12 protein-coding genes are annotated in these 12728 nt (G+C 72.1%); 10 read left to right on the forward strand and 2 right to left on the reverse strand.

The features are described from left to right. Positions 1–2: 2 nt before the first annotated feature. Positions 3–416 (reverse strand): pyridoxamine 5'-phosphate oxidase family protein, encoded by a 414-nt coding sequence (locus BZL64_RS32820; protein ID WP_086772754.1) that lies wholly within the window; start codon positions 414–416, stop codon positions 3–5. 139 nt (positions 417–555) lie between these two features. Between BZL64_RS32820 and clpB the strand changes: the two genes are divergently transcribed. After that, positions 556–3156 (forward strand): ATP-dependent chaperone ClpB, encoded by a 2601-nt coding sequence (gene clpB / locus BZL64_RS32825; RefSeq protein WP_086772755.1) that lies wholly within the window; start codon positions 556–558, stop codon positions 3154–3156. Positions 3157–3292: 136 nt separating this feature from the next. Continuing rightward, a complete protein-coding gene (locus tag BZL64_RS32830) occupies positions 3293–3829 on the forward strand; it encodes a YbjN domain-containing protein (RefSeq protein ID WP_086772756.1) in 537 nt (178 codons plus the stop codon). Positions 3830–3982: 153 nt separating this feature from the next. Here BZL64_RS32830 and BZL64_RS32835 read toward each other — a convergent pair whose 3' ends face one another. Then, positions 3983–5179 carry a pyridoxal phosphate-dependent aminotransferase gene (locus BZL64_RS32835; protein ID WP_086772757.1) on the reverse strand — a complete coding sequence of 399 codons (1197 nt, stop codon included), beginning with the start codon at positions 5177–5179 and terminating at the stop codon, positions 3983–3985. Positions 5180–5320: 141 nt separating this feature from the next. Here BZL64_RS32835 and BZL64_RS32840 point away from each other — a divergent pair, with 141 nt between their 5' ends. The 8 genes from BZL64_RS32840 to BZL64_RS32875 form a co-directional block, all read left to right on the forward strand. Further along, positions 5321–5656, forward strand: coding sequence for a hypothetical protein (locus BZL64_RS32840; RefSeq protein ID WP_086772758.1), 336 nt, complete (start codon positions 5321–5323; stop codon positions 5654–5656). A 374-nt stretch (positions 5657–6030) separates the two neighbouring features. Then, complete coding sequence (locus tag BZL64_RS32845) at positions 6031–6546, forward strand: DUF2617 family protein (RefSeq protein ID WP_086772759.1); 516 nt, start codon at positions 6031–6033, stop codon at positions 6544–6546. Between the two features lie 199 nt (positions 6547–6745). Continuing rightward, a complete protein-coding gene (locus tag BZL64_RS32850) occupies positions 6746–8356 on the forward strand; it encodes a polyamine aminopropyltransferase (RefSeq protein ID WP_086772760.1) in 1611 nt (536 codons plus the stop codon). A 91-nt stretch (positions 8357–8447) separates the two neighbouring features. Then, positions 8448–9290: an SRPBCC domain-containing protein gene (locus BZL64_RS32855; RefSeq protein WP_086772761.1), complete on the forward strand. Its 843-nt coding sequence runs from the start codon at positions 8448–8450 to the stop codon at positions 9288–9290. Positions 9291–9416: 126 nt separating this feature from the next. Then, positions 9417–10205 carry an aldose epimerase family protein gene (locus BZL64_RS32860; RefSeq protein WP_086772762.1) on the forward strand — a complete coding sequence of 263 codons (789 nt, stop codon included), beginning with the start codon at positions 9417–9419 and terminating at the stop codon, positions 10203–10205. A gap of 9 nt (positions 10206–10214) precedes the next feature. Further along, positions 10215–10766 carry an orotate phosphoribosyltransferase gene (gene pyrE, locus BZL64_RS32865; protein ID WP_086772763.1) on the forward strand — a complete coding sequence of 184 codons (552 nt, stop codon included), beginning with the start codon at positions 10215–10217 and terminating at the stop codon, positions 10764–10766. 153 nt (positions 10767–10919) lie between these two features. After that, entirely contained in the window at positions 10920–11951 is a 1032-nt protein-coding gene (fbaA, locus tag BZL64_RS32870) for a class II fructose-bisphosphate aldolase (protein WP_086772764.1), read from the forward strand. 91 nt (positions 11952–12042) lie between these two features. Then, on the forward strand, positions 12043–12728 hold a 686-nt coding region (locus BZL64_RS32875; protein ID WP_143663374.1), incomplete at its 3' end, for an MFS transporter.

Genomic DNA, 12728 nt, shown 5'->3' on the forward strand with positions numbered 1-12728 from the left:
GGTCACCCCCGCCCCATGGCCCGCGTCAGCCCGATCTCGATCACCACGCGCGTGGGATTGGGGCGCGGTGCCCGCCCGTAGCGCTCCGCGTACCGGCGTTCCGCCTCCGCGACCCGCTCCGGCTCGGCGCGGACGACGGCCCGGCCCTCCAGCGTGGCCCAGCGTCTGCCGTCCACCTGGCAGACCGCGACTGGGGCACCCTCCGCGCCCGCCGCCAGCACGTTCCCCACCTTGGTGCTCGCCTTGTCCGCGATCACCCGGGCCAGCCGGCCCCCGGGGTCGTACGTCACTCCGACCGGAACCACGTGCGGCGAGCCGTCGGGGCGTGGTGTGGTCAGGGTGCACAGGTGTCTTTCGCGCCAGAAATCGAGGTACGGCGCGTCGGGAGCGCCCGGGTCCTGCGGGTATGCGGCCATGGTCGGAACCTAGCCCCCGCGGGACTCCCGGAGGCAACCTTGAGTGGAATAGACTCAAGTTTGTGTACGCTGACAGAGTCAGTGATGACGGCACTGACACCTCGGTGACGACGGCTGACGCAAGGAGGAGACAGCGAACGTGGACGCAGAGCTGACCAACCGGAGCCGGGAAGCCATCCAGACCGCCGGCAACCGAGCCCTGTCCGAAGGGCACCCCGACCTCACCCCGGCACACCTGCTCCTCGCGCTGCTCCAGGGGCAGGACAACGAGAACATCGTCGATCTGCTCGCCGCCGTCGACGCCGACCAGGCGGCCGTGCGCGCGGGCGCCGAGAAGGTGCTCGGCTCGCTGCCCAGCGTGGCCGGGTCCACGGTGGCGCCGCCACAGCCCAACCGCGAACTGCTCGCCGTGATCGCGCACGCCCAGGGCGTCGCCCAGGACCTCGGCGACGAGTACCTCTCCACCGAGCACCTGCTCATCGGGACCGCCGCCAAGGGCGGCCTGGCCGGCGAGGTGCTCGACCGGCAGGGCGCCACCGCGAAGAAGCTGCTGGACGCCTTCCGCAAGGCCCGCGGCGGACGCCGGGTGACCAGCGCCGACCCCGAGGGCCAGTACAAGGCGCTGGAGAAGTTCGGCACCGACTTCACCGCCGCCGCCCGCGAGGGCAAGCTCGACCCGGTCATCGGCCGGGACACCGAGATCCGGCGGGTCGTCCAGGTGCTGTCCCGCCGTACCAAGAACAACCCGGTCCTCATCGGTGAGCCCGGCGTCGGCAAGACCGCCGTCGTCGAAGGCCTCGCCCAGCGGATCGTGAAGGGGGACGTGCCCGAGTCCCTCAAGAACAAGCGGCTCGTCTCCCTCGACCTCGGCGCCATGGTCGCCGGCGCCAAGTACCGCGGCGAGTTCGAGGAGCGGCTGAAGACCGTCCTCGCCGAGATCAAGGCCTCCGACGGGCAGATCATCACCTTCATCGACGAACTGCACACCGTCGTCGGCGCCGGCGCGGGCGGCGACTCCTCGATGGACGCCGGCAACATGCTGAAGCCGATGCTCGCCCGCGGCGAACTGCGCATGGTCGGCGCGACGACCCTCGACGAGTACCGTGAGCGGATCGAGAAGGACGCGGCGCTGGAACGGCGCTTCCAGCAGGTGCTGGTCGCCGAACCCTCCGTCGAGGACACCATCGCCATCCTGCGCGGCCTCAAGGGGCGGTACGAGGCCCACCACAAGGTCCAGATCGCCGACAGCGCGCTGGTCGCCGCCGCCACCCTGTCCGACCGGTACATCACCTCCCGCTTCCTCCCCGACAAGGCCATCGACCTCGTCGACGAGGCGGCCTCCCGGCTGCGCATGGAGATCGACTCGTCCCCCGTCGAGATCGACGAACTCCAGCGCGTCGTCGACCGGTTGAAGATGGAGGAACTGGCCCTCGACAAGGAGACCGACCCCGCCTCCCGCGAGCGCCTGGAGAAGCTGCGCCGCGACCTCGCCGACAAGGAGGAGGAACTGCGCGGCCTCAACGCCCGCTGGGAGAAGGAGAAGCAGTCCCTCAACCGGGTCGGCGAGCTGAAGGAGCGGCTCGACGACCTGCGCGGCCAGGCCGAACGGGCGCAGCGCGACGGCGACTTCGACACCGCCAGCAAGCTGCTCTACGGCGAGATCCCGGCCCTGGAGCGCGACCTGGAGGCCGCGTCCGAGGCCGAGGAGGAGGCCGCCAGGGACACCATGGTCAAGGACGAGGTCGGCTCAGACGACATCGCCGACGTCGTCGCCTCCTGGACCGGCATCCCGGCCGGCCGCCTCCTGGAGGGCGAGACGCAGAAACTGCTGCGCATGGAGGAGGAGCTGGGCACGCGGCTCATCGGCCAGGGCGAGGCCGTCCGGGCCGTCTCCGACGCCGTACGCCGCTCGCGGGCCGGCATCGCCGACCCCGACCGACCCACCGGCTCCTTCCTCTTCCTCGGCCCCACCGGCGTCGGCAAGACCGAGCTGGCCAAAGCCCTCGCGGACTTCCTCTTCGACGACGAGCGGGCCATGATCCGCATCGACATGTCGGAGTACGGCGAGAAGCACAGCGTCGCCCGGCTCGTCGGCGCCCCGCCCGGCTACATCGGCTACGAGGAGGGCGGCCAGCTCACCGAGGCCGTCCGGCGCCGACCGTACAGCGTGGTGCTGCTCGACGAGGTCGAGAAGGCCCACCCCGAGGTCTTCGACATCCTGCTCCAGGTCCTCGACGACGGACGGCTCACCGACGGACAGGGCCGCACGGTCGACTTCCGCAACACCATCCTGGTGCTCACCTCCAACCTGGGCAGCCAGTACCTGGTCGACCCGCTCTCCACCGAGGCCGAGAAGAAGGAACAGGTGCTGGAGGTGGTCAGGGCCTCCTTCAAGCCGGAGTTTCTCAACCGGCTCGACGACCTGGTCGTCTTCTCCGCGCTGAACAAGGAGGAGCTGGCCCGGATCGCCCGGCTCCAGGTCGACCGGCTCGCCAAGCGGCTCGCCGACCGGCGCCTCACCCTGGAGGTCACCGAGGCGGCCCTCGCCTGGCTCGCCGACGAGGGCAACGACCCGGCGTACGGCGCCCGGCCGCTGCGCCGCCTCGTCCAGACCGCCATCGGCGACCGCCTCGCCAAGGAGATCCTCGCGGGCGAGGTCAAGGACGGCGACACGGTCCGGGTGGACGCCTTCGGAGATGGCCTGATCGTGGGCCCCGCGGCGACCGAAAAGACCCTCTGACCGGGGCGTCCGACCCTCCGGTCACACGCCCTGAGCGGAATTCCGCCAACCGGAGGTGAACCCTGTGGGGCGGGGGTTGCCACCCCCCGCCCCGCATGGGGGAGGATGGCGGGATCCGTACGAAGGGAAAATCACGGTGACCATCGACCCGTCCTCGATTCCGAACTTCGGGGGCCAGCCCGAGCCGCAGCCCCAGGGACCGGCGGGCCCCGTCGTTCCGGATCAGGACCTCGTCAAGCAGCTCCTCGACCAGATGGAGCTGAAGTACGTCGTCGACGACGAGGGTGACCTCGCGGCGCCGTGGGAGGAATTCCGTACGTACTTCATGTTCCGCGGCGAGGGCGACCAGGCGGTCTACTCGGTGCGGACGTTCTTCGACCGGCCCCACCAGATCGACGAGAAGCCCCAGCTCCTTGAGGCCATCGACGACTGGAACCGCCGCACCCTGTGGCCCAAGGTCTACACGCACACCCACGACGACGGCACGGTCCGCCTCATCGGCGAGACGCAGATGCTGATCGGCGCCGGCGTCAACCTCGAGTTCTTCGTCTCCTCGACGGTGAGCTGGGTGCGCGCGTCGATCGAGTTCGACAAGTGGCTCGTGGAGCAGCTCGGCCTGGAGCCGACGACGGCCGAGGAAGCGGAAGCGGACAAGCCCGCGGACGACGAGTAGCCGCCCGCGGCACGCCCCAGGCGAAAGAGAGCCCGGCCAGGACCGCGACCCCGAAGGGTCGCGAGCCAGGACCGGGCTCTCGCCGTGCGCGGCCGGTGCGGCACATTGTCCACAGGCTGTGGACGGGCGAAGCGCTCCGGCGGACCCGGGTGCCTACGCCGCCAGGGACCTCAGGCGCTCCGTCGCCTCCTCCAGTACCGTCTTCTGCTTGCAGAAGGCGAAGCGGACGAAGGGGGCGCCGGCCTCCCGGTGGTCGTAGAAGACCGCGTTCGGGATGGCGACGACGCCCGCGCGTTCCGGGAGGGACCGGCAGAAGGCGTAGCCGTCGCTCTCGCCGAGGGGGCGGATGTCGGTGGTGATGAAGTAGGTGCCCGCCGGGCGGTAGACGGCGAAGCCGGCCTCCGTGAGGCCCGCCGACAGCAGGTCCCGCTTGGCCAGCATGTCCGTGCGGAATGCGTCGAAGTAGGTGTCCGGCAGGGCGAGCGCCTCGGCGACCGCGTACTGGAACGGGCCCGACGAGACGTACGTCAGGAACTGCTTCGCCGAGCGCACCGCCGACACCAGGCCCGGCGACGCCGTCACCCAGCCGACCTTCCAGCCCGTGAACGAGAACGTCTTGCCGGCGCTGCCGATCGTGACCGTCCGCTCCCGCATCCCCGGCAGCGTGGCCAGCGGCACGTGCTCGGCCCCGTCGAAGACCAGGTGCTCGTACACCTCGTCGGTGACGACGAGCAGATCCCTTTCCACCGCCAGTTCGGCGACCGCGGTCAGCTCCTCGCGGGTGAGGACCGTGCCGGTCGGATTGTGCGGGGTGTTGATCAACAGGAGACGCGTGCGGTCGGTCACCGCGTCGCGCAGCTCGTCGAGGTCGAGGCGGAACCGGGCCTGCTCGGGGTCCGGCCGCAGCGTCACCGGCACCCGTGCCGCGCCCGCCATGGCGATGCAGGCGGCGTAGGAGTCGTAGTACGGCTCCAGGGCGACGACCTCGTCCCCCGGCTCCAGCAGGGCCAGCAGGGTGGCCGCGATGGCCTCGGTGGCACCCGCGGTGACCAGGACCTCCGTGTCCGGGTCGAACGTCAGGCCGTACCGGCGCTGCTGGTGCTCGGCGATCGCCGTCCGCAGCTCGGGCACGCCGGGACCCGGCGGGTACTGGTTGCCCCGCCCGTCCCGCAACGCCCGTACGGCCGCCTCGCGGACCTCCTCGGGCCCGTCCGTGTCAGGGAACCCCTGGCCGAGGTTGATGGACCCGGTCCGCAGGGCCAGCGCGGACATCTCGGCGAAGACCGTCGTGCCGAACTCGGCGAGACGGCGGTTGAGGAAGGGGCGTGCGGTGGAGGTCATGCCGGTCATCCTGCGCCGAAGCTCTGGACTTCCTCAAGTGTGCTTTGGCAGGTGAGACAGGCGGGCATCCCCTGTTCACGCACCGGTCACACCGGTACGCGAGGCGCCCACGGGGGGCCGCTTCGGGGGATTCGAAAGGAGGGTGACGTCATGGTTCTCGGCATCATCCTGGCGGTACTCGCAGTCTTCGCGGTGGTGGCGATCGTGATCACCGCCGTCCACAGGAGCAGCACCTCCTACCGGGGACCGTCCCGGTCGGGTGCCCGCTCGCGCAGGGCCGGCAGCAGCAGTAGCGGCAGCGGGGACAGCGGCAGCTGGTGGGCCGCCGGGGGCGGGGCCGCCGTGGCGTGCAGCTCCTCCAGCGACTCGGGCAGCGGTTCGGGCGGCGGCTCCGGCGGTGGTCACTCGGGCGGCGGTCACTCCTGCGGCGGCGGATCGTCGTCGTCCTGCGGGGGAGGAGGCGGCGGATGCGGCGGAGGCAGCTGACACGGGGCAGCTGAGCTCCTCCGGGGAGCCGCATCCGGGCCGCGGGCCGCCCCCTGACCCAGGGCGCCCCGCGGTCGCACCATGTCCGGCGGCGGGGCGCACGGGGGTGAGTCTGAGCCGCACGGCGTACGCCGAGGTTGAACAGTTGAGCTGTGCAGCCCTCTGAGGGATGGAAACCCCACGAAGTTGGGTAAAAACGCTGTGGCGTCGCCACAGTTCATGATTCCCTCTAAATCACCAACGCAGCCCCTCGGACCCCTCGGACGTCCCGCGCGGACGCCCTCCCCACGCCGGGCCGGCCGGGGCCGACCCCTCGGAAATCACCGGGGTGCGCCGGACCTTCCCTCCTCTTTGCGTTCTTGCGGAGCCGAGTCATGCTCACGACCCTGAACACCTCCTACACCGACACGTGCGCGGCCGACCTGGCCTGGGCCCTGGGGCGTGAGCCCCTGCCCGCCCTGGCCACGCTCGACCTCGAAATGTCGGGCGCCAAGCTCGAGTTGAGACTGCTCGGCGCCTCGCACCAGGTACTGCTGGAGGAGGATCAGGGCTCCTGTTCCGAGACGGTCGCGTGCATTCCGGGCAGCAGCACCCCTCTCCCGCTCGGCGTGGCCAAGCGGGTGGGTGACTGGGAGTACGAGTTCGCGGCCCGCGTCGAGGTGCTGACGCCGGGCCAGTTCGCCGGGCGCGCCCAGGAGCTGCTGGCCCTGGTCTCCGATCATCCGCACGGCCTAGCGGGTGTCTTCCCGGGCAGTCCGCACGCCTTCACCGCCCTGCTCGCGCAGCGCCACGAGGGCTATGTGCACTGGCGGACCTGGCACGCCTACCCGCAGGACGGCCAACTGGTGGCGACGAGGACGCGGGTGGGCGCGCGCGTGCCGAGGAGCTGAACCGTCCCTGGCCGGTCGGCCGCCGCAGCCGAACCGCCGTCGGTCGACCCGCTCCGCCCTCGGTCGACCGCCCTGCCGAACCCGCCCCGCCGGGCCGCTCCGACGTGAACGGATCCCAAACGCACGGCACCTGATCGACGCCGAGTTCCACACTTGTGGGTGACGAAGCGTTCCGTACTCGTGACGTAACGTCGCAGTCGTGATCGAACCGCACGCACCGGCCCAGCCCGGCGCGACGCCCGGTGCCCAGCCCGGCACCCTGCCGGGCACCTCGCCGGGCACCCTGCCGGGCACCCCGCCCGGCGCCCCGCTGAGCGTTCCGCGCCGGGCCGGTCCCGCGCGGCTGCCCGTCCGGCCGGACACCGGGCGGTTCCTGGTCCTCGCGTGCGTGTTCGTCTGTGCGGCCTGCGGTCTGGTGTACGAACTCCAACTGGTCGCCCTCGCTTCGTACTTGATGGGCGACTCGGTCACCCAGGCCTCCGTCGTGCTGTCCGTCATGGTCTTCGCGATGGGCATCGGCTCGCTCGCCGCCAAACGGCTGCGCCGCCTCGCGGCCGCCGGTTTCGCCGCCGTCGAGGTGGCCCTCGCCCTGATCGGCGGGTGCAGCGCGATGGCCCTCTACGCCGTGTTCGCCTGGACGGGCGGCTGGGGCGGCCTGTGGGCGAACGGCCCGCGCGTCCTGCTCGTCGTCGTCTGCCTGGCCATCGGCCTGCTCATCGGCGCCGAGGTCCCGCTGCTGATGGAGCTGATCCAGCGGGTCCGCCGCCAGGACGCGGGCGGCGCGGTCGCCGACCTCTTCGCCGCGGACTACGTGGGCGCGCTGGCCGGCGGCCTGGCGTTCCCCTTCGTGCTGCTGCCCTTCCTGGGCCAGCTGACCGGCTGCCTGCTGATCGGCGCGGTCAATGTGATCGCCGGGGGCGCCCTCGTCCTCGGCCTGTTCCGCGGCGACCTCACCCGCCGCACCCGTTGGCTCGTCCTCGTCGCCAACGTGACCGTCCTCGCCGTACTGGCCTCCGCCGCCGTCCTAGTCGACGACTTCGAGCGGGCGGCGCGCCACGCGGTCTACGGCGACGAGGTCCGGGTCGCCCTGCACACCGGCGTCCAGGAGGTCGTCCTCACCGGCGGCACCGACGGCCGCCCCATGGCCCTCTACCTCGACGGCCGGCTCCGCGGCGGCGGCCACGACCAGCTCCGCTACCGCCAGTCCCTGGTCCGCCCCGCGATGAACGGCCCCCACGCGCGCGTGCTCGTCCTGGGCGGCGGTGACGGACTGGCCGCCCGCGAGGTCCTCGCCCGCCCCGGCACCCACCGCGTCGACATCGTCGACCTCGACCCCGCCCTGATCCGGCTGGCCCGCACCGACCCCGGACTCTCCCGCCTCAACGGGCACGCCCTCGGCGACCCGCGGGTCCGCGTCGCCGTCGACGACGCGTTCCGCCGCCTGCGCCAGACCCCGCCGGGCACGTACGACGTGGTGATCGCCGACCTTCCCGACCCCGGCATCACCGCCAGCACGAAGCTGTACTCCCAGGAGTTCTACGGCCTCGCCCGCCGCGCCCTGCGTCCCGGTGGCCGGTTCGCGGTCCACGCCGGCCCCGTCGACACCCGGCCGCACACCTTCTGGACGGTCGAGACGACGATGCGCGCGGCGGGCCTGCGCACCGCCCCCTACCGGACCCGGGGCGACTGGGGCTTCGTGCTGGCCGCCACCGGGGCCCGCCCGGACCTGCGCCTCGCGCCGGGCGAGCGGCCACTGCCGGCGGGACCGTCGGGGCTGCGGGCTTCCACCCTGGTGCACCCGCGCTACTGAGCGCGCAGGGTACGCCTGGTCGGTGCGGGGACGGCGGGAATCCCGGTTTCGGCGGGTGCTTTCGCGGACGCGCTGGGTAGGCTCCGCCCTTATGGAGCATGAGGTGTTCGTTCCGGTTCCGGCAGAGCGACTGCGGGCGGCCCTCGCCGACCCCGCGCAGGTGGCCCGAGCGCTCCCCGGTTTCCAGCAGGACGCCGGCACCGAGCCCGTCGCGGGCCGGCTGAGGCTGCGCGTCGGCGGCCACACCATCACCTACCGCGGCACCCTGCGCGTCACCGCCCGCGAGGACGGCGGGTACGCCGTCGAGGGCGACGCCATCGAGGCCCGCGGCTCCGGCACGGTCAAACTCGCGCTCACCCTGGGGCTGCGGGAGACCGACGGGGCCAGCACGCTTCGCTTCGGGGGTACGGCGACGGCGGACGGCCGTATCGCGGAGCTCCCGGCGGACGCCGTGGACGCTGCGGCCGTACGCCTCCTGGACCGGTGGGCGGAGAACCTCGGGGCGGAGGCGGCGGCCGACGAACCCCCTGCCGCGGCCACCGTGTTCGAGACGGAGATCCCCCCGCCGGGGCTCGCCGGAGTCGATTCCGTGAACGGGTCGGCGGACGCGGACGACACGGATGACGTCGACGAGGCGGATGACGTGGACGACGCGGATGACGTGGACGACATCGACGAGGTGGACGCCGTCGAGGCCGTCGCCGGGTTCCCGGATCCCGGTGTGCCCCCGGCCGAGGCCGCGCACGCGCGCCGCACGATGATCGGACGCAGTGCCGAGGAGGTGGACCACTCCCCGCCGCGCGGCCGGTACGCCCCCGTCCCGGCCCCGCAGACCGTCGCGCGGGACAACGCCCTGCGCTGGGCGGCCCCCGCCGCCGCGCTGGCGGTGGCCTCGGCGATCGTGGTCGGACGGGCGCTGCGGCGCCGCCGGTGAACTGAGCGCGCGCCGGTGACCTGAACACGCGCGTGACCGGAACGCGCCGGTGACCTGAACACGCGTGTGACCGGAACGCGCCGGTGGCACCCGGCGCCCCCTTGATCGCCTAGATAGGGTCGTCCCGTGAGTGACGAAGACTTCACGCTGACCGCGGGAGACGCGGAGGTGACCGTCCGGCCCGGCAACGGCGGGCGGATCGGAGGGCTGCGCGTCGGCGGCGCGGAACTACTGCGGCAGGGCGAACGGTTCGGGTGCTTCCCGATGGTGCCCTGGTGCGGGCGGATCAGGGACGGCCGCTTCCGGGACGGCGCGGACATCCGCCAGATGCCGCTCAACTCCCCGCCGCACGCCATCCACGGCACGGTCCGCGACGGCGCCTGGAAGGTGGCCCGCAGGTCGGCCGACGAGGCCGTCCTGACGTACGACCTGGTCGACCCCTGGCCCTACCCCGGCCGGGTCACGCAGATCGTGGCGCTGACCGCGGACGCGCTGACGCTGTCCATGGCGGTGGAGACGCACGGCTCGTCGTTCCCGGCGCAGATCGGCTGGCACCCCTGGTTCAACCGGAACCTGGACGGCGAGGACGTACAGGTGGCCTTCGACCCCGCCTGGCAGGAGGAGCGCGGTGAGGACCATCTGCCGACCGGCAACCGTGTCGAGCCGAAGCCCGGCCCCTGGGACGACTGCTTCGGCATGCCCGACGGCGTCTCCGTCGCCCTCACCTGGCCGGGCCGGCTCCGCCTGGACGTGACGAGCCCGCAGAAGTGGGTCGTCGTCTACGACGAGCAGGACGCCGCCGTGTGCGTGGAACCGCAGACCGGCCCGCCCGACGGCCTGAACACCCTCCCGCGCCTGGTCACGCCGCTGGAGCCGCTGGAGGCCACGACGACCTGGCGCTGGACCCGCCTCTAAGCTGAGGGCATGACGACGGACGTACGCGGCGCACTGCTGCAGCAGATCAAGGACAAGGCCGTGGTGCACGGCAGGGTGACCCTTTCCTCGGGTCTGGAGGCCGACTACTACGTCGACCTGCGCCGCGTCACCCTCGACGGCGAGGCCGCCCCGCTGGTCGGACAGGTGCTGCTCGACCTGACCGCCGAACTGGACTTCGACGCCGTGGGCGGGCTGACCATGGGCGCCGACCCGGTCGCCGGGGCCATGCTGCACGCCGCCGCCGCGCGGGGCCGCAGGCTGGACGCCTTCGTCGTCCGCAAGGCGGCCAAGGCGCACGGGATGCAGCGGCGTGTCGAGGGCCCGGACATCAAGGGCCGCCGGGTCCTGGTCGTCGAGGACACCTCCACGACCGGCGGGTCGCCGCTGGCCGCCGTGGAGGCCGTGCGGGAGGCGGGCGCCGAGGTGGTGGGCGTCGCGACGATCGTGGACCGGGCGACCGGTGCCGCGGAGAAGATCCAGGAGGGTGCGGGGGTGCCGTACCTGTTCGCCTTCTCGAAGGATGAACTGGGGCTGGACTGACGAGCCGGTATGACCTGGACTTGACCGGCACATGGACCGACCGCGCATGTCTGGAAAGATGGGGACGACGACGATGTCGACGTCGAACCCCAAGGTCTAGGTCAGGGCCGTAAACACGCAGCAAGCCAACCCGCACACCCAAGGAGCGGACGAATGCCCATCGCAACCCCCGAGGTCTACAACGAGATGCTCGACCGGGCGAAGGCAGGCAAGTTCGCCTACCCGGCCATCAACGTCACCTCGACCCAGACCCTGCACGCGGCACTGCGCGGCTTCGCGGAGGCGGAGAGCGACGGCATCATCCAGATCTCCACGGGCGGCGCCGAGTTCCTGGGCGGCCAGTACAGCAAGGACATGGTGACCGGCGCCGTCGCCCTCGCCGAGTTCGCGCACATCGTCGCCGAGAAGTACCCGGTCACGGTCGCCCTGCACACCGACCACTGCCCGAAGGACAAGCTCGACGGGTACGTACGTCCGCTGCTGGAGATCTCCCGCAAGCGCGTCGAGGCCGGTCTGGGCCCGCTGTTCCAGTCCCACATGTGGGACGGCTCCGCCGAGACCCTCGCCGACAACCTCTCCATCGCGCAGGAACTGCTGGAGAAGGCGCGCGCCGCGAACATCATCCTCGAGGTCGAGATCACCCCGACCGGTGGCGAGGAGGACGGCGTCTCGCACGAGATCAACGACTCCCTCTACACGACGGTCGACGACGCGCTCCGCACCGCCGAGGCCCTCGGCCTGGGCGAGAAGGGCCGCTACCTGCTCGCCGCCTCCTTCGGCAACGTGCACGGCGTGTACAAGCCGGGCAACGTCGTGCTCCGCCCCGACCTGCTCAAGGAGCTGAACGACGGCGTCGCGGCCAAGTACGGCCAGGCGGCCGGCGCGCAGCCGTTCGACTTCGTCTTCCACGGCGGCTCCGGTTCCTCCGCGGAGGAGATCGCGACCGCGCTGGAGAACGGCGTCGTCAAGATGAACCTCGACACGGACACGCAGTACGCCTTCACGCGTCCCGTCGTCGACCACGTGTTCCGCAACTACGACGGCGTCCTCAAGGTCGACGGCGAGGTCGGCTCCAAGAAGACCTACGACCCGCGGACCTGGGGCAAGCTGGCCGAGGCGGGCATGGCGGCGCGGGTCGTCGAGGCCACGCGGAACCTGCGCTCGGCGGGCACGAAGATCAAGTAGCGCCCGGCCGGCCGCTGACCGGTTCTCCGGGAAGCGTCCGTCCACAGCGAGCCCGGTGCTTCGGCGCCGGGCTCGCGGTATACCTGGGACCATGCCCGACGTCCGGTTGGCCTCGCCCCAGGGCAGGTGGGTCCTGTTCACCACGGTCCTCGGTTCCAGCATGGCCCTGCTGGACTCGACCGTCGTCAACATCGCCCTGCCCCGCATCGGCCGCGACCTCGACGCCGACCTCGCCGCCCTCCAGTGGACCGCCAACGCCTACCTGGTCACGCTGGCCGGGCTGATCCTGCTCGGCGGCTCGCTCGGCGACCGCTACGGCCGGCGCAAGGTCTTCGTGGTGGGCGTGGTCTGGTTCGCCGTGGCCTCCCTGCTGTGCGGGCTCGCCCCGAACGCCGGCGTGCTGATCGCCGCCCGCGCCCTCCAGGGCATCGGCGGCGCCCTCCTCACCCCCGGCTCGCTGGCCATCATCCAGGCCTCCTTCCACCGCGACGACCGGGGCCGGGCCGTGGGCCTGTGGTCGGGTTTCGGGGGCGTCGGCGCGGCCGTGGGGCCCTTCCTGGGCGGCTGGCTGGTGGACGGGCCCGGCTGGCGCTGGGTGTTCCTGCTCAACGTGCCCCTCGCCCTGCTCTGCGTCCCGATCGCCCTGCGGCACGTCCCCGAGTCGGGCGACGGCAAGACCCACGGCCGCTTCGACGTCCTCGGCGCGGTGCTGGGCGCCGTCTCCCTCGCCCTCGTGACGTACGCGCTGATCGAGGCGGGCGAGGGAGACGGCGCCCA

This window comes from Streptomyces bobili (assembly GCF_002154575.1).
In the GTDB taxonomy this organism is placed as follows: Bacteria; Actinomycetota; Actinomycetes; order Streptomycetales; family Streptomycetaceae; genus Streptomyces; species Streptomyces bobili.